Origin of the sequence: Bacillus sp. FSL M7-0003, from assembly GCF_038628485.1 — a bacterium.
In the GTDB taxonomy this organism is placed as follows: domain Bacteria; phylum Bacillota; class Bacilli; order Bacillales; family Bacillaceae; genus Bacillus; species Bacillus safensis.
On the sequence record NZ_CP152024.1, the window covers coordinates 2,720,512 to 2,737,528 of the forward strand.

Consider the following 17,017-nt stretch of genomic DNA (forward strand, 5'->3'; position numbering starts at 1 on the left):
TCTTTGATTACGTCCATTGCTTCAGCATCGCTTCTGCGACAAGCTGGCCTGATTTTGTCACCATCGGCGTGCCGCCGCCTGGATGACTTGTTCCTCCAACAAACCAAAGTCCTTCAATATCTTTTGACTGATTATTGATGCGAAAAAACGCCTGTTTGAACGAGTTTGAAGACATGCCATAAATGGCTCCACGATATGCCCCCGTTTTCTGCTGCAGATCAAGCGGGGTTTGAACCGCTTCATATTCAATAAGCTCATCCAAATCAAAAAGACCTTTTTCCATTAATTTGTTTTTTACATGCTGACGATATGTCTCCTTTAGCATGTCCCAATCTTGCTCTTTTGTCACATAAGGTGCATTGGCCAGTACAAACAGATTGCTTCTTCCCGGTCCTCCGCTTAAAGCTGGTTCTGAATGGCCTGAATAGCATATGTAAAGTGTCGGGTCTTGAGGCAGTTGTTTTTTCTGAAAAATATCCTTGAATTCCTGCTCATAATCCTCAGGGAAAAACACATTGTGATGGACCAGCTGTTCATAGACTTTAGGTACCCCTAATAAGAGAGCAAAGCCCGACAACGACGGTTCAATGCCAGACAGTTTTTGATTTATAAAACGAGGACGGTCTTTTTCATCTATGAGATGACGGTATACAGTCAGCGCATCTGCTCCTGCAATGACTTGATCTGCCTCATACATCTGCTGATCCGTCTCTACTCCTTTGATGCGCCGATCCTTCACATGAATCTTGTTCACTTGTTCATTGAGGTAAATCTGAACGCCTAATTCTTTTGCCAGCGTCTCAAATGCCTCAACTAAACGATATGTACCGCCCTGTATTCCATAAATCCCTTTCTCTCCTTCTAAATACGCCATCATATTAAAAATAGCCGGCGCCTCGTAGGGAGAAGAGCCAATATAAGTGGCATACCGTCCAAACATCGCCAATGTATGGGGATGACGGAAATATTGACGCAGCAGGCGCTGAACCGATGTGAATGGTTTGACAGCAAGAAGTGCTTTCATCAGCTTTACATCCGCCTTATCCTTCCAGCTCAATAACAAACGATTTAAAAACTGCTCCTCTGCCTTTTGAAAAAGCGTCTTTGATTCCTGTAAAAATGCGCGGTATTGCTTCGCATCTTCAGGACTGAATGCAGCAATTTGTGATTCCATTTGCTCAATATTCGGCGTAAACTCGACCGTATGTCCATCTGGAAAAATATTTTTGGTCAGCGGAGAAATCGGATAAAAGGTCACATAATCCTCCATCCGTCTATGACAGGATGTAAACACTTCTTCAAAATAGGCCTTCATTGTAATGGTGCTCGGTCCTAAATCAAAAGAGTAGCCTGCCTCGTGATGGCGCTGCAATTTCCCCCCTAAAGCCGCTTCTTTTTCTAAAATGGTGACCTGAACCCCGCGTGACTGTAGACGGATCGCGGCTGATAATCCGCCAAGTCCACCGCCGATGATGATCACTTTTTTCATTCGTACCTTCTCCCTTTCCATTCATACCCTTCTTTTTTCAGACCGATTTTCATAGAAGCAAAGCCAATGGCGATCAGGCTTAAAATACTGACCGGCAATAAAAAAGCCTTCGCAGATGTCCGCCCATTTTCAGTATCAATTGCCGCTTTAATCGATACACCCAGCCCATAGCAAAGAATGGCTAAGCATATGCTCAAAACATCCAGCTGAAACAATGCGATCATGAAACAAATGACAGGAACCAAATAAAGGAGGGTGTATAAACAAAAGACACTGCTCAACAAAGCAATGCTTCGATTCACACCTGGGAATAAATTTTTCCGGTAACCTTCCCAAACCTCTTGTCCACTTTCATACATTCTCATATACACAAATGGATGAATGCTTGCAAGTGTGAACGGAAAGCCTTTTTCCTTCACCCGTCTAGCCAAGGCCATATCATCAACGAGTGAATCCTTGATCGCTTCATGCCCGCCAATGTCGTGATAACAATTCTTTTCAATGGCAATAAAGCCGCCATGTGCTGCGGCAAAAGCCGGGTTCTTAGATTTTCTTACCCATTTCACTGGCAGATGACAGCCAATGGTAAACATCATCATAGGAACGACAAGATGCTCAAAAAATGTACCTGTTTTTTGTTCTGGAAAACCTGACAGCATGCCCGTTTTTTGCATACATAACTGCTTGTATACTGATTCAACTGCCCCTCTTTTTAACCGGACATCCGCATCTAAAAATAGCAGCCAGTCAGAAACTGCTGCCTCAGCGAGCTGAGAGCAGGCATATGATTTACCAAGCCAGCCCCGCTTTAATGGCTGACCTGACTGGACTCGGATCCACGGGTATTTTTCTGCGAACCGCTCCACCATCGCTCTTGTCTGATCTGTCGAATGGTCATCAAGGATGATGAGCTCTTTCGGGTAAAGACGTTGATCAACGATCGACTGAAGACAGGCTTCTATTCGTTTTTCCTCATTTCTCGCTGGAATCAGAATTGATAATGAAATAAGTTCATCAGGCGAAATGGATGCTGGCTTTAAAACAGGAAGCTGCTTCATATTCCATATGGTGAAAATAAACTGACAGAGCAAGAGTACACTGATTACGGTTAAGAAGACCGCCATGTTTTCACCCACTTTTTAAAGGAATCAAACGCATCACTTGTTGACTGACTTGTCCTCGTCATCTGTCTAAATTCTTGATTAGTTGTAAAATCAGGATCTGCGATGACCTGTGCTTGATGTGCGTTTAGCTGCGTTTCAAGCAGATCTCTAAGCAGATGCGTCACGTCCTTGCTTCGTAGTTCTCCGCCACATACTAAGGTATCTTCACCAAACAAAGCAGATACTGTCGGCTTTTGAAATTGATTAAATGTATAATGCAAGGTCACAGGCTTCACGACAACTTGCTCAAATTGTCTCACTAAAAATGAAGCCCCGCCCTCCAATTCAAGCGGCCGCATATCCTGATGCATGATTTTCCCCTGTGGAAAAAGCCATACAGCCCCGCCAGCCTGCATGTTCTCTTTTGCCGTCATTAATGCTTGCTTCACACTTTTCAGATTCTTTTTCTGAACCGGAAAGGCACCAAGCTTTCGGAAAAAGGCATATTGCTTCAGCTGTTTCTCTTCCATCATCATATAATGATCGAGTTCGGACGCTTTTTCTGTTAAAAGAAAGATGATCAGTCCATCCCACCATGAGCTATGATTGGCGATATAAAGAACAGGCAGCTTCTCGTTTGGGTCCACAGTGCCTTTCATCATCACAGAGCGGAAATGTTTATGAAGTAAATACCGCTCAAGATAAAGAGAAAATATACGTCTAAACGATCGGCTTTTGTCGCTTTCTTTCAAATTGAACCCTTCCTTCACACAAAATAACAATGATCAGTGCTAAATAAAAAATGACATCGAGCCCGCCCTTTAATGCCAGCACACCAAAAAAGAACACCATTGCCTGATAAATACGGCTCGTCCAGCTCAGAGCCTTTTGATCAATCTGAACAAGCGGGAAGAGAAAGGAAAGTCCTGCTCCAATCATACCCCAGCTCACAAAATTCTCAAAAGGAATACCATAAAAACCACCGCCGTCATACCACACCCAAAATTTCCGTTCAGCCGCTACTGGGTCTAATATGAGGTCAAGCAAGACAATCCATATCCCCGTTTCGACAGCTCGTTTCCATTTCGACTGCTGATTAGCTAAAAAAAGGCTGTTTAAAAACACACCAACCCATGCAAAAGCAATGGTTAAAGGCACCCCTGCCACTAGAAAACCTAACGTCGGATAATAGTCATAGCCCCCGAAAGGAAAACCAGTTGTGATCCCTATCCATTCAACCGTAAATGTCAGCACCCCGACAATAGCTGCCCTTTTGATCACAAATCCCCATGACCCATAAATATTTCGCCCAATTTCTATCACACAGAAGGCATACAGCACAAGGAAAATGCCATTTGCAAACTGAAGCCATGCTGGCACTTCAAAAGAGACCATTAATATGAGTCCTACTAAATACCATCCAAGAAATACCCAACTCACTCTATACACGAAATCGCCCCTTTATTTCTTCCAAATTCAAGAAAGTATTCATGCTCCTAGTATAGAAAAAAAGACACGTTCTATAAATAAACAATGCGCTTCTTATTTTCATCTAGGCACTCACCAAAAATCCCTTTTGACATACTTTAATTAGTGATCTAGAACAAAGGAGGCGAATTACTCTTGAATCGTTCCATCAAAGTCAGACTGGCATTCATCGTCGTTGTCCTGCTCTTTATTCCATTTGTCGCCTGTAAAAAAGAACAAGAGCAGACCGTACAAGTAGCCGAGGTGACCCATTCGGTTTTTTATGCTCCGCTATATGTTGCCTTATCTGAGGATTTCTTCAAAGAAGAAGGGCTAGAGGTTGAATTAAAAACGACTTGGGGCGGTGATAAAACGATGACAGCTCTCTTATCCGGCGGTGCAGATATCGCCCTGACCGGATCTGAATCCTCTATCTATGTAGAGGCTCAAGACACAAAAGACTCTGTCATCAACTTTGCACAGCTGACACAAACAGACGGTACATTTCTTGTTTCAAGGGAGAAAGTGAGCGAATTCTCTTGGGATCAATTAAAAGGAAAAGACTTTCTTGGACAGCGGAAAGGCGGCATGCCGCAAATGGTCGGTGAATATGTCCTGAAAAAGGAAGGCATTGATGTAAAAAAGGATCTCCGCATGATTCAAAATATTGATTTTGCCAATATTTCAGGTGCTTTCTCCTCTGGAACTGGCGATTTTGTGCAGTTATTCGAACCGACAGCATCCTTAATTGAAAAAGAAGGCAAAGGGTACATCACCGCCTCCTTTGGAGAGGCTTCCGGAAAGGTGCCGTATACCACCTTCATGGCAAAGAAAAGTTACTTAGAGGAAAACAAAGAGACAGCAGAAGCCTTCACTCGTGCCATTTACAAAGCGCAGAAATGGGTGGAAGCCAAGCAGCCGGAGGAGATTGCCAAAACCATTCGATCTCATTTTCCTGACACAGCACTTGATGTCTTATCAACAGCCATTAAACGTTACAAACAGCAGGACTCCTATGCAACAGACCCCCTTCTGAATGAAGAGGAATGGAACAAATTGCAGGAAATTATGAAGGAGAGCGATGAATTGCCGAAATTTATCCCGTATAAACAACTTGTCGATTCATCCATTGCAAAGAAGGTCACAGAACATAAATAGAATAGGAGGTAGCACATGTCTTTCCTTCAAATTGACCATGTGACCCACACGTACTTCTCTTTAAAAGAAAAAACAACGGCCATACAGCACATCAATATGGAGATAGACCAAGGAGAATTTATCTCATTTATTGGTCCCAGTGGGTGCGGAAAAACCACCCTGCTGTCTATCATTGCAGGAATAACGCCGCCTTCTGAAGGCCGAATTTTAATCGAAGGAAAAGAACCGAATCAAAAGGAGCATCAAATCGGCTACATGCTCCAGCAGGATTATTTGTTCCCTTGGAAAACCATCAAGGAAAATATCATTCTCGGGTTGAAAATTACCAAACAAGATTCACATGAAGCCACCTCCGCCGCTCTTGGCTTACTGCCTAAGCTTGGCCTTCATGATGTAGAGGAAAAATACCCGAAAGAGCTGTCAGGCGGTATGAGGCAGCGTGCGGCTCTCGCCCGAACGCTTGCAGTGAATCCCGGTCTGCTTTTACTAGACGAACCCTTTTCAGCTCTAGACTACCAAACCAAACTCACTTTAGAGGATCTCGTCTTTCATACACTCAAAAACTATCAAAAAACAGCGGTTCTTGTGACACATGACATTGGCGAAGCCATTGCGATGAGTGATCGCATTTTCTTATTCTCAAAGCATCCTGGCTCGATTCAGCGGATTTTTACCGTTCCAGAGGATCTGAGGACTCTTTCTCCTTTTAAAGCAAGACAGACCCAGAGTTTCCAAGAGCTCTTTCAAACGATTTGGAAGGAGCTGAAAACCGTTGAAACACAGTGACCTTTTACATGAAGCCTATCGAAAAAAATACCGAATGGAAAAGCGCATGACCCGAATCTATCAGTTCATTATTTTCGCCAGCTTCTTTTCGCTTTGGGAGCTTGCCAGTCATTTTCGTCTCATCGATCCACTGATATTTAGTTCACCATCAGCGGTCTGCCAATTGTTTGTACAAAAAATATCCGATGGGTCTTTAGTGAATCATATGAGTATTACATTATTTGAAACAGTACTCGGATTTCTACTTGGTACCTTTTGCGGCATTTTGCTTGCTGCCGCCTTATGGTGGTCCACCCGCCTGGCAAACGTTCTTGATCCTTATTTAGTCATTTTAAATGCCATGCCAAAAGTTGCCCTCGCCCCGATTTTAATTGTTGCCCTTGGGCCTGGCATGATCAGTATCGTTGCCATGGGCGCAATCATTAGTGTGATCATTACGACGATCGTCATTTATACAGCGTTTCAAGAGGTCGATGAGAATTATTTAAAGGTGATGAAAACCTTTGGTGCGAAAAAAAGCGTCGTCTTTCGCGAGGTCATTTTGCCAGCTAGTATTCCAACGATGATTTCTGCGATCAAAGTCAATGTCGGCCTTTCTTGGGTTGGGGTTATTGTAGGGGAATTTCTTGTTTCCTCAAAAGGGCTCGGCTACATGATCATTTACGGCTTTCAAGTCTTCAATTTTACACTCGTGTTCTTAAGTCTTTTCATTATTGCCGTATTTGCGACTATCATGTACCAGCTTGTGGAATGGCTCGAACGCCGCTTTCTTCAAAAATAAAAAAGCACAGGGATTGGGGACTGACCCCCGTTTTTGAGACAGGGATCAAAACACCTTTATACAGCCAATTGCCGATAGTTGATCGGTGATTGGTTGTTTAGTTTTGTTTGAATACGAATGTTGTTATAATAATAAATGTATTCTTTGACAGTGCGTTCTACGATGGTGGTCGTAGTTCGATCAATGCTGTTAAGATAGAACGTTTCAGACTTTAGCGAGGAATGAAACGATTCGATGGAGGCATTATCAGCGGGCGTCCCTTTACGGGACATGCTCATGGTAATGCCTTTTATATGAACAGCTTTCTGATACTCGTAAGATGTATACACAGAACCTTGGTCGCTATGTAACACACAGTTTTCAGGCAGTGCTGGGAGCTGATCAAGTGTGTTTAAAATAAAGTCTGTGTCCTGCTTATCACCAATCGTAAACGCAATCACTTCTCCATTATATAAATCCAATATACTGGAAAGGTACAATTGTTTCTGTCCATAAGGCAAATACGTGATGTCCGTTACTAGTTTTTCAAGAGGGCGATCAGACTGAAAGTTCCGATCCAGTATATTACCAGCCACAGCATAGGGCTGCCCATTTTTCTTACGCTTTTTCATTTTAACCCGGCACTGCCACTGGTTTTTCTGCATGATACGTTGAACAGTTTTATGGTTAATAAGCATTCTCACTTTTAGTAAGGCTGTGATTTTTCGGTATCCATATCGATACTTGTGCTCTCGGCACAACGTGCCGATTTGTTTCTCTAGTTGTCTTTTAGAATGATTCTGATTCAGATTCTTTTTCCATCTATAGTACGAAGCGCGTGAGACGCCTAAATGGACACAGATGTCCTGTACTGTCATTGTTTTGCACAATTCTTCTACCAGTTTGATTGACGTTTCCTTATCAACTTCCTTTCCAATTCGTTGTACTTTTTTAAAACTTCATTCTGTTGACTCAGATAGCGATTTTCTGCCTGCAGTCTCTCTAATTCGGAAGAGTACTCGGGACCCTTTCTATGGGTATATTGTTTTCCAACAGGCTGTTCGAACCGGTGTGTATCCCCAGCCTTATGCCACCTCACCCATGTCTGAACCTGCGTTTTATTTTTGATATTCAATTCCCGCAAAATCTCTTTCATTGATACGCCTGCCAATCTCATTTCTACAGCCTTCTGTTTGACTTCAACCGGATAACTCACTCTTGTCCCCATAGAAAAAACACCTCCATGTTTTATTTCGGATCACAACGATCCGTTTTCAAACTTGAAGGTGTTTTTTATTTGTCTCATCTTATGGGGTCAGTCCCATTGTCACCCTGCGCTTTTTTTAACGAATCAAACCGTTCTTTTCTAAATAAGCAAGACTTTGTCTTAACACATCATCTTTCATAATAAAACTGAAATTCTTATTTTTGGCGATGGATCTTGGCAAGTCTGCGAAAAGAACGGGTCCTTTCGTTTCAAAATACGTGTCTTGCTTCACTAGCTTTTCAATATCAGCGAAATAAATATTCTTGACAATGACCTTTTCTCTGCCCAGCACCTGATATTGACCAATATACGTTAATTCACGAACAACAGCACCCGTCTCTTCTTGAATCTCCCGTATAGCGGCTTGGTCTGCTTCTTCATCCCGCTCAACTTTCCCTCCTGGAAACTCATAGCCCCGATCCTCATGTTCAGTGAGCAGCCATTTCCCTTGGTAGCGGCAGATGGCCCAAACATGCTTAGGATGACTTGAAAAAGGCTTCTCCTCAAAAGAGAGCTTGACCGTATTATGATAATAGTCTTTAAATACATGCATGTGAAATCCCTCATATCCTGTCCTTGCTTCTTGTAAAACATCATACCACAGATCCCATTTATCTGAAGAATTTTTATCAAAAGTGAAACAAACGAGTGGTTCCAACTCGTCTGTATCTAAAATGAGGTATTGTTGCTAAAACCTTTTTATCATCTCCAACTTCACCCAATTTTAATCATGAAACCTTTTATCCCTATATAACGTAAATGAATCAGTGTTTGTCCTATGACAACGAGGAGGAAATCAGCATGAGTATAAAAAATGGGTCAAAACAAAACGCACCCCATGAGGTGATCAAGAAACACCTCGTGAAAGGGCAAAAGTTAGATTTAACAAAAGACAATCCAGCGGTCGACCAAATTCATATCGGGCTTGGCTGGGACCTGGCTGGTCAGCCAATTGATTTAGATACGCAAGTGTTTCTTTTAAATGAAGAGGACAAGCTGTTGTCTCCTAAGCATCTGATCTATTATCACCAGCAGCAAAGCTTAGATGGAGCTGTTCGTCATCTTGGTGATCATCAATTTGGCGGAGGGTATCGAGACAATGAAATGATTATTATGCAATTAAGCAGAGTCTCACCTGATATTCATAAAATTGTCGTCACAGCCACGATACATGATGCACACGAACGCCAGCATCATTTTGGACAAGTCACCAATGCCTACGTGCGACTTACGGATCAAATCTCGCAGCAAGAGATTTGTACCTTTCAGTTAACAGAGGATTATTCGTATTGTACATCCATTATATGCGCTGAACTCACGAGAGATCAGGAGGAATGGAAAATCACGGCGACCGGGCAAGGGACTACTCTAGATTTAAATGATTTATGCCGCATCTACGGATTTACATCTTGACGCAGGAAAGGAGCCGGCACCTATGGGATTTCATTTCAACACGATAGAAGAACTTACCTTACAAGCAGAAGGCAGCGGAATCTTTTTTGCCAAAAAAGGCGCCATGATTGCTGATCAAGGAAGTTTCCAATACCGCAAGCGATTACTTGGAACGAATAAAGGAAATATGGTCAGCCAAGTATTTAACCATATCAGCAGAAAATTCACAGGTGAAAACCTTGAGATGATGGAAGTGAGTGGACAAGGTACTTGCTACTTGGCGGATGCAAGCGAACATGTAACAGTGATTAATCTTGAGCCAAGCGGTCCTTGGCAGCATGTAAGTGTAGAAAGTGAAGATTTACTTGCCTTTACTGAGGAATGCCATTACGGCGTCACACCAGTAGGCGTTGGTATTTTATCACAGAAAGGACTGTTTACATCAAAACTCTCTTATCAAGGGCACGGAGCGCAAGTCGCCATTAAAACGAATGGAAATCCGCTCATTTTAAAAGCCCCCTGCCGTGTAGACCCTGACGCAATTGTTGCTTGGACAGGCAAAGCACCGAAGGTCAAACTAGATGTGAACTGGAAAACTTTCATTGGACAAACATCTGGCGAATCCTACTTATTTGAGTTTCAGGAACAAGATCAAATCGTCATTATCCAGCCATCTGAGCGCACATCTGGCTTACGGGTGGGCTTAGATGATAATCGCTACAAACCTCAGAGCCAGAGCTCCTCTCATGAATTCACCAATTCACAGCAAGAAAATAGAGGCGGCGGGATCAGTGATTTGATCGGAGGCATTTTACAACCGCGAAAATAAAGCATGTAGAGATTCTCTACATGCTTTTTCAATTCATCAAACCATTTGTCTCAATAAAGCTCCTTGTTTCTTCATTGCCGAGCTCATAAATCATTGTGTAAATCTCTTTTCTTTTTCTATCCATTTCATCATTTGGACTATCATAATGATATTCAAGAAACGGAACATGCGCCCGAAAGAAGCCTTTCCAATCTGTCATATACTGTTCATCGAAGTAGTCTCTCAGCTGCAAAATTTGATCATCATCTGCTTCTATTTGAAATTGCCAAGCCGCTGCATCTCTATGCTGCGATATCGATCCATCTTGTACGGATACATAGTATGTGTGTCTCGCCATCCGAATCATCCTTTTTGCCTTTAGTATGACCAGATATGAGGAAATTACGGCTTTTTGCGCAATTTATTTTTCAACATGTCCAATACATCAATAAACAACTGTGGAATGGGAACTCCAAGGGCTCTGGCTGTCGAGACGATTTGGTAAGATTCATAAATAATATAAAAGATGATCGCTAAATCCTTAATCGTCCCATTTGTCTTCAGCATGACATCGAAGAAATGTGCCATAGATATTAAGGAGACGGTCACGACCTTTCGAACAAGCCGCGTTAAAAACCGCTTCATTGTGAGCTGCCCAGTCAAAGATTCTCTTAGGCTTGAACAAATTAATTCAATAGCCATCAACGTCACTAAAATCATCAGTAAATATCCTGCTCCACCAAACAGAAAGCCCATCGCCGACAAACTCACTGTAACCAACGAAAAGATGCCTAAATCCTTGCTCACTTGGCATCAACATCCTTTCAAAGTGGAACTCCTTACCTCAATAGTATATGCCGAATTCTCGCAATAGCTTGGACGACAAAAAATAAAGGCGCTGTTATGTATTCAGGGAGACGAATGAGACCAAAAAAGCCGCCCATGAGGCGACTTCTCTTTTTAGACTCTGACATCAATAAATGAAGCATCTGAATCCTTTGGCTGAACAGCTTGAGGCTGCTGCTGCACTTGATCCAGCATCACCATAGCTTGTGCTGTATTCGTAGCAAGCTGTGAATTCAACAAACTAATATTGAGTGTCTTTTGAATGCTCGCTACTTGCTGACTCATCATTCCTGCAATAGAAGACATCTTCTTCCCTCCCTTCTCTTTTCTCTTCGGCTGAAAGCCCTATGATTTCAATGGGCTGTCTGTCCCTATTCCAATAAAAAAAGAATGTCGGTCTATTGATGACCGACATTCTTTTCACATACGTGTATTATCCTAAATATGCTTTAAGCATCCAGTTGTGTTTTTCAATGGATTGATGAATCGCAAGCAGCATATCACCTGTAGTTTCATCGCCAACCTCTGCAGCCAGCTCCATTCCTTTCTTTAATTCCTCAGCGATATTGGAGAAATCATTATATAGATTTTTCACCATTTGCTCCGCTGATTCTTTGCCTTCTGCTTCTTGAATGCTGGAAATTTCTAAGCACTCTTTCATTGTCGCAACAGGCTGTCCATTTAAAGCAAGCATACGCTCAGCCAAATCATCAATATATGTAGCTGTTTCTGTATATAGTTCCTCAAATTTCTCATGGAGTGTAAAGAAATCTTTTCCCTTTACATACCAATGATAGTTATGTAATTTCACGTAAAGCACAGTCCAATCAGCTACTTGTTTATTAACGACGTTTAATAATTGTTCAGACATATTTATTCCTCCTTATGTAATTGCGTTTAGTATGAGAATACCCTTTTCTTATTATACTGAAACCTGCCGTGTATTTCTTCTATTTTGACTGCATGAAATATATGTTAATATGGAAATAAGGAGGGAGTTAGATGCTGTTACTTGGGATTATCAGCTTTATCATTATCTCAATCGTTGTCTTTTTATCATTGTGGACGACATCGAAGGCTTATGAATATAAGCATAAAGTCGATTCACCACAGGATGCAGAACCAAATCAACGTCCTAATCCAAAATAAATCCGCTTTTAATGATGTGAGGTTTCTTCTTCTGCAGTAGTTGAACTCTCTTTTTTCACCTCACCTACGTGGATGTTCGTTTTCGGCATATTATGCTGCTGTTTAGCTGTCACATGGACTTGTATGATATAAAGGCCATCTTTTTTGAAGGCTGTGTGCAATTCGTATACACCTTTGTTTTCTTTCTTTGGCTGAATCATCTTGCTGTTATCCTTGTCGCCATCTTTCCACACTTCAAATTGAACATCATCTGCATCATCAACAGGCGTATCACCGTATGTGACAGCTGCTTTTACTATAACGCTTTCATTTTTCTCCACTTGCTCAGGTCCTGTGAGCTTTACTTCTAATAGCTCAGGCACTTCCCCTTTGCCGCTATTTGCTGCAGAGTTTCCACATGCACTCAATAACGTGAGTATCAGAATCATTCCCAACATTTTTCGCATCCTGCGTTTCCCCCTTCTTTTACTGACATGTCCATTTTAACAAATATCCCCTATTTTTACATCTCTGTTTGAATTCAAATAAAAAACCGGACATCTCAATGTCCGGTTCATCATTCTATTAACCAAATACTTTTAAAAGCTCTTCTTGATCCTGAGAAAGCCAGAAACGCATTAAACGTTTTGCCCCTTCAAGATCATGAAGCTTCGCTTGGCCGCATTGCTCTTCGTTTGCAGCAGGAATTTCTGTTACTTCAACCGCATCCTTGAATGTTGCATCAAGAAGTTCAACGATCTCTTTTGGAGTTGGTGCACCACTGACAACTAAATAGTAGCCTGTCTGGCAGCCCATTGGAGAAATATCAATGATATCAAAATGATCATATTTCTCTGAGTGTGTTCTAATATTAAACGCAAGCAAATGCTCTAATGTATGAATCGTATCAGGTTTCATCGCCTGCTTGTTGGGCTGACAAAAACGAATATCGAATTTATTTACTTCCCCATCTGATCCCACTTTATGAACGCCGCAATGACGAACATATGGCGCTTTTACAGCATTATGATCAAGTTCAAAGCTTTCGACTGAAGGCATAATCACCACTCCTATAATTGCAATTTCCTATATTATAACATATTTCTCCGACCAGTTTAGTTTATAAAACTTTCCTTCCTTGTTCTTTTTTCTTATACTGTGGAAGACAGACAAGGAGGAACCTCTATGAAACAAATTTTTATCGGCATAATACGCTTTTATCAAAAATGTATTTCCCCTCTGACACCGCCAAGCTGCCGGTTTTATCCAACATGCTCAAACTATGGACTAGAGGCAATCAAAACGCATGGAGCGGTCAAGGGCGGCTGGCTCACCATAAAACGGATTTTGAAATGTCATCCGCTTCATCCTGGCGGCATCGATCCTGTCCCGCCTAAAAAGGAAAAGTAACTTACTTTTCTTCATATCCGTTGACAACTAAGTCAAGCTTCCCTGTTCCAGGGTCAATGACAAGACCATGTACAGGTACATCTGATGGAAGAAGCGGGTGATTTTTTACTACAGACACACTGTCCTTCACGCTCTCTTCGACTGAACTAAAGCTTTTGAGCCACTGTTTAAAATCAATTCCTGAGTATTCCAGTACTTCAATACGTTTTTCTGGAATACCGCGCTCAACGGCTTTATTTAAAAGTGTTTGGCTGTCTATTTTACTCATCCCGCAATCATGGTGCCCAATGACATATACCTCGTCAGCATTTAATTCGTAAACAGCAACTAAAATGCTTCGCATAATACTTCCAAATGGATGAGAAACAAGCGCCCCAGCACTTTTGACAATCTTAATATCACCATTTTTCATGTTCATGGCACGCGGAAGCAGTTCAACAAGTCTTGTATCCATACACGATAGAATGACAGCTTTTTTCTGTGGAAACTTTGTTGTTGTAAATTCTTCGTATTTCTTTTCTTCAATAAATTGTTGATTATATTCGATGATTTCATCTAAAAGTTTCATACGTTTGTCCATTCCTTTATCTTTTTTAAAAATAAATATAGCACAATGTAAGAAATTTCGTCACGTTTTGCAGCTTATTTTTTTAGAGGAAACATCTGCTGATGAAAATTTTTTATTTTCCTCTTTTCAAATCGTAATTATTACGATACAATAACTCAGGACATTAAATCGTAATCATTTCTATCTATTAGATTGAGAGGAGACATTTTCTACATGAAAAAAATCTTTTTTATTTTAACAGCTGCTTTATTCGCGATCGGTCTTGCCGCTTGCTCAAGCAGCGCGGGCACTAATGCTTCAAAAGGAAAAGCAGACGGGAAACTAATTGTTTACACCACGATCTTCCCACTCCAAGATTTCACTGAAAAAATTGGCGGCTCTCACGTTCATGCTCAAAGCGTGTATCCTGCAAATGCAGATGCACACACCTTTGAACCAAGTTCAAAAACAATGGTTGAAATGGCTGAAGGTGATGCCTTTATCTACAGCGGCACAGGGGCTGAAGCATTCGCAGCCAAAACAGCTGCCACTTTAAAAGACCAAGGTGTGAAAACAGTCAAAGCAGCCGAAGGCATCAAATTGTTATCGACAAATGAAGAACATGCACATGAAGAAGGCGAAGATCTTGACCATGAAGGTGAAGACCATGATCATGACGGGCACGATCACGGAGATAAAGACCCTCATGCATGGTTAGACCCAGTTTATGCACAGCAAATGGCGAAAAACATTAAAGACACACTCGTCTCTTTAGATCCAGATCATAAAGACGAATACACAAAAAACTATGAACATCTAAAAAAAGATTTGCAATCGTTAGATCAAGAATTTAAAACAACGTTATCTAAAGCGAAACATAAAGAAATTCTTGTTTCTCACGCAGCTTATGGTTATTGGGAAAAGCGCTATGGCATTGAGCAAATCAGTGTTTTAGGGTTATCCGCTTCTGAGGAGCCATCACAAAAACAGCTCGAAAACATTGTACAAAAAGCAGAAAAGCATCACATTCAATACGTTATTTTTGAAAACAACGTCAGCAGCAAAGTATCAGATACAATCCGCAGTGAAATTGGGGCAAAAAGCTTGACCCTTAAAAATCTAGAATCCATTACTGAGGATGATGTCAAAAATGGCGAAAGCTACGTCAGCTTAATGAAACAAAACTTAAAGACCTTAAAAACTGCATTAAATGATTAATGCTTTGAACCCCGGGTGATCAACCGGGGTTTTTTGCTGTAAAAAAAAGCACACCGTTAGGGACTGACCCCCGTTTTTGAGACAGGGATCAAAACACCTTTATACAGCCAATTGCCGATAGTTGATCGGTGATTGGTTGTTTAGTTTTGTTTGAATACGAATGTTGTTATAATAATAAATGTATTCTTTGACAGTGCGTTCTACAATGTTGGTTGTAGTTCGATCAATGCTGTTAAGATAGAACGTTTCAGACTTTAGCGAGGAATGAAACGATTCGATGGAGGCATTATCAGCGGGCGTCCCTTTACGGGACATGCTCATGGTAATGCCTTTTATATGAACAGCTTTCTGATACTCGTAAGATGTATACACAGAACCTTGGTCGCTATGTAACACACAGTTTTCAGGCAGTGCTGGGAGCTGATCAAGTGTGTTTAAAATAAAGTCTGTGTCCTGCTTATCACCAATCGTAAACGCAATTACTTCTCCATTATATAAATCCAATATACTGGAAAGGTACAATTGTTTCTGTCCATAAGGCAAATACGTGATGTCCGTTACTAGTTTTTCAAGAGGGCGATCAGATTGAAAGTTCCGATCCAGTATATTACCGGCCACGGCATAGGGCTGCCCATTCTTCTTACGCTTTTTCATTTTAACCCGGCACTGCCACTGGTTTTTCTGCATGATACGTTGAACAGTTTTATGGTTAATATGCATCCTCATTTTTAGTATGGCTGTGATTTTTCGATATCCATATCGATACTTGTGCTCTCGGCACAACGTGCCGATTTGTTCCTCTAGTTGTTTTTTAGAATGATTCTGAGTCAGATCTTTTTTCCATCTATAGTACGAAGCGCGTGAGACGCCTAAATGGACACAGATGTCCTGTACTGTCATTGTTTTGCACAATTCTTCTACCAGTTTGATTGACGTTTCCTTATCAACTTCCTTTCCAATTCGTTGTACTTTTTTAAAACTTCATTCTGTTGACTCAGATAGCGATTTTCTGCCTGCAGTCTCTCTAATTCGGAAGAGTACTCGGGACCCTTTCTATGGGTATATTGTTTTCCAACAGGCTGTTCGAACCGGTGTGTATCCCCAGCCTTATGCCACCTCACCCATGTCTGAACCTGCGTTTTATTTTTGATATTCAATTCCCGCAAAATCTCTTTCATTGATACGCCTGCCAATCTCATTTCTACAGCCTTCTGTTTGACTTCAACCGGATAACTCACTCTTGTCCCCATAGAAAAAACACCTCCATGTTTTATTTCGGATTACAACGATCCGTTTTCAAACTTGAAGGTGTTTTTTATTTGTCTCATCTTATGGGGTCAGTCCCTTATCAGGCGTGCTTTTTTGATTACATTTGATATTTTTTCTTAAACTGCTCAGCTCTTCCGCCTTTTTCTCCGAATTTTTGACGTCCTGTATAAAAAGGATGCGTATCAGAGCTTGTTTCTACTTTAATGACAGGATACGTTTTCCCATCTTCCCACTCTACTGTCTCATTTGATGTCTTTGTTGATCTACTCAAGAAGCGGTAACCGCTGTTTACGTCCATAAATACAACTTCATGTGAGGTTGGATGAATATCTCTTTTCAATGTCAAAACTCCTTTCGTTAATAAAACGT

General features: G+C 41.3%; 23 protein-coding genes. 8 read left to right on the forward strand and 15 right to left on the reverse strand.

The annotated features are described in order from the left end of the window. Positions 1–7 precede the first annotated feature (7 nt). From crtI to MHI23_RS13925, 4 genes are read right to left on the reverse strand one after another with little or no spacing between them, the layout of a single operon-like run. Positions 8–1,489 (reverse strand): phytoene desaturase family protein, encoded by a 1,482-nt coding sequence (crtI, locus tag MHI23_RS13910; protein WP_125587187.1) that lies wholly within the window; start codon positions 1,487–1,489, stop codon positions 8–10. Beyond that, a complete protein-coding gene (locus tag MHI23_RS13915; RefSeq protein WP_125587188.1) occupies positions 1,486–2,613 on the reverse strand; it encodes a glycosyltransferase in 1,128 nt (375 codons plus the stop codon). Before MHI23_RS13915 ends, crtI begins: the two co-directional genes overlap by 4 nt. Continuing rightward, complete coding sequence (locus MHI23_RS13920) at positions 2,598–3,344, reverse strand: lysophospholipid acyltransferase family protein (RefSeq protein WP_342492019.1); 747 nt, start codon at positions 3,342–3,344, stop codon at positions 2,598–2,600. The genes MHI23_RS13915 and MHI23_RS13920 overlap by 16 nt, the downstream gene beginning before the upstream one ends. Then, the gene (locus MHI23_RS13925; protein WP_342492020.1) at positions 3,313–4,041 is read right to left on the reverse strand and encodes a carotenoid biosynthesis protein; all 729 of its coding nucleotides are present in this window, start codon (positions 4,039–4,041) and stop codon (positions 3,313–3,315) included. Before MHI23_RS13925 ends, MHI23_RS13920 begins: the two co-directional genes overlap by 32 nt. 174 nt (positions 4,042–4,215) lie before the next feature. Here MHI23_RS13925 and MHI23_RS13930 point away from each other — a divergent pair, with 174 nt between their 5' ends. From MHI23_RS13930 to MHI23_RS13940, 3 genes are read left to right on the forward strand one after another with little or no spacing between them, the layout of a single operon-like run. Beyond that, entirely contained in the window at positions 4,216–5,217 is a 1,002-nt protein-coding gene (locus MHI23_RS13930; protein WP_342492021.1) for an ABC transporter substrate-binding protein, read from the forward strand. A 15-nt stretch (positions 5,218–5,232) separates the two neighbouring features. Further along, positions 5,233–6,003 carry an ABC transporter ATP-binding protein gene (locus MHI23_RS13935; protein WP_285604801.1) on the forward strand — a complete coding sequence of 257 codons (771 nt, stop codon included), beginning with the start codon at positions 5,233–5,235 and terminating at the stop codon, positions 6,001–6,003. Then, on the forward strand, positions 5,990–6,784 hold the full coding sequence (locus tag MHI23_RS13940; RefSeq protein ID WP_039180873.1) for an ABC transporter permease: 795 nt from the start codon (positions 5,990–5,992) through the stop codon (positions 6,782–6,784). The genes MHI23_RS13935 and MHI23_RS13940 overlap by 14 nt, the downstream gene beginning before the upstream one ends. Positions 6,785–6,840: 56 nt before the next feature. On the opposite strand, the gene MHI23_RS13945 is transcribed toward MHI23_RS13940, so the two are convergent. Continuing rightward, positions 6,841–7,991 (reverse strand): IS3 family transposase gene (locus MHI23_RS13945; protein ID WP_149125941.1). Its coding sequence is split into 2 segments (ribosomal slippage): positions 6,841–7,718 and positions 7,718–7,991, totalling 1,152 coding nucleotides; the frame shifts between segments, so codons are not numbered across the junction. A gap of 115 nt (positions 7,992–8,106) precedes the next feature. After that, positions 8,107–8,583, reverse strand: a complete 477-nt coding sequence (gene ytkD, locus MHI23_RS13950; RefSeq protein ID WP_125587604.1) for an RNA deprotection pyrophosphohydrolase — start codon at positions 8,581–8,583, stop codon at positions 8,107–8,109. A 248-nt stretch (positions 8,584–8,831) separates the two neighbouring features. On the opposite strand from ytkD, the gene MHI23_RS13955 reads away from it, so the two are divergent. Next, a complete protein-coding gene (locus tag MHI23_RS13955) occupies positions 8,832–9,443 on the forward strand; it encodes a TerD family protein (protein ID WP_046312174.1) in 612 nt (203 codons plus the stop codon). Between the two features lie 22 nt (positions 9,444–9,465). Then, on the forward strand, positions 9,466–10,251 hold the full coding sequence (locus MHI23_RS13960; protein WP_024424922.1) for an AIM24 family protein: 786 nt from the start codon (positions 9,466–9,468) through the stop codon (positions 10,249–10,251). Between the two features lie 28 nt (positions 10,252–10,279). On the opposite strand, the gene MHI23_RS13965 is transcribed toward MHI23_RS13960, so the two are convergent. The 4 genes from MHI23_RS13965 to MHI23_RS13980 all read right to left on the reverse strand — a co-directional run bounded on the left by MHI23_RS13965 (position 10,280) and on the right by MHI23_RS13980 (position 11,947). Beyond that, a complete protein-coding gene (locus MHI23_RS13965; protein ID WP_024425787.1) occupies positions 10,280–10,588 on the reverse strand; it encodes a hypothetical protein in 309 nt (102 codons plus the stop codon). A gap of 44 nt (positions 10,589–10,632) precedes the next feature. Next, positions 10,633–11,037, reverse strand: coding sequence for a phage holin family protein (locus tag MHI23_RS13970; protein WP_024424924.1), 405 nt, complete (start codon positions 11,035–11,037; stop codon positions 10,633–10,635). Positions 11,038–11,190: 153 nt separating this feature from the next. Continuing rightward, positions 11,191–11,382: a hypothetical protein gene (locus MHI23_RS13975; protein ID WP_024424925.1), complete on the reverse strand. Its 192-nt coding sequence runs from the start codon at positions 11,380–11,382 to the stop codon at positions 11,191–11,193. A gap of 127 nt (positions 11,383–11,509) precedes the next feature. Further along, the gene (locus MHI23_RS13980) at positions 11,510–11,947 is read right to left on the reverse strand and encodes a Dps family protein (protein ID WP_133744337.1); all 438 of its coding nucleotides are present in this window, start codon (positions 11,945–11,947) and stop codon (positions 11,510–11,512) included. Positions 11,948–12,078: 131 nt separating this feature from the next. Between MHI23_RS13980 and ytzI the strand changes: the two genes are divergently transcribed. Then, complete coding sequence (gene ytzI / locus MHI23_RS13985; protein ID WP_003217544.1) at positions 12,079–12,225, forward strand: YtzI protein; 147 nt, start codon at positions 12,079–12,081, stop codon at positions 12,223–12,225. Between the two features lie 8 nt (positions 12,226–12,233). On the opposite strand, the gene MHI23_RS13990 is transcribed toward ytzI, so the two are convergent. Both MHI23_RS13990 and MHI23_RS13995 read right to left on the reverse strand, forming a co-directional pair. Further along, positions 12,234–12,671, reverse strand: a complete 438-nt coding sequence (locus tag MHI23_RS13990; protein WP_024425786.1) for a FixH family protein — start codon at positions 12,669–12,671, stop codon at positions 12,234–12,236. Between the two features lie 118 nt (positions 12,672–12,789). Then, the gene (locus MHI23_RS13995; RefSeq protein WP_003217624.1) at positions 12,790–13,263 is read right to left on the reverse strand and encodes an S-ribosylhomocysteine lyase; all 474 of its coding nucleotides are present in this window, start codon (positions 13,261–13,263) and stop codon (positions 12,790–12,792) included. A 126-nt stretch (positions 13,264–13,389) separates the two neighbouring features. Between MHI23_RS13995 and yidD the strand changes: the two genes are divergently transcribed. After that, positions 13,390–13,614, forward strand: a complete 225-nt coding sequence (gene yidD, locus MHI23_RS14000) for a membrane protein insertion efficiency factor YidD (protein ID WP_024425785.1) — start codon at positions 13,390–13,392, stop codon at positions 13,612–13,614. A gap of 1 nt (position 13,615) precedes the next feature. Here yidD and MHI23_RS14005 read toward each other — a convergent pair whose 3' ends face one another. Next, positions 13,616–14,182, reverse strand: coding sequence for a carbonic anhydrase (locus MHI23_RS14005; RefSeq protein WP_024424929.1), 567 nt, complete (start codon positions 14,180–14,182; stop codon positions 13,616–13,618). A 213-nt stretch (positions 14,183–14,395) separates the two neighbouring features. On the opposite strand from MHI23_RS14005, the gene MHI23_RS14010 reads away from it, so the two are divergent. Next, positions 14,396–15,379, forward strand: a complete 984-nt coding sequence (locus tag MHI23_RS14010) for a zinc ABC transporter substrate-binding protein (RefSeq protein WP_163114935.1) — start codon at positions 14,396–14,398, stop codon at positions 15,377–15,379. A 99-nt stretch (positions 15,380–15,478) separates the two neighbouring features. Here the strand turns inward: MHI23_RS14010 and MHI23_RS14015 are convergent. Further along, positions 15,479–16,629 (reverse strand): IS3 family transposase gene (locus MHI23_RS14015; protein ID WP_098677243.1). Its coding sequence is split into 2 segments (ribosomal slippage): positions 15,479–16,356 and positions 16,356–16,629, totalling 1,152 coding nucleotides; the frame shifts between segments, so codons are not numbered across the junction. Between the two features lie 116 nt (positions 16,630–16,745). Continuing rightward, entirely contained in the window at positions 16,746–16,988 is a 243-nt protein-coding gene (locus tag MHI23_RS14020; RefSeq protein WP_024424931.1) for a type B 50S ribosomal protein L31, read from the reverse strand. Positions 16,989–17,017 lie beyond the last annotated feature (29 nt).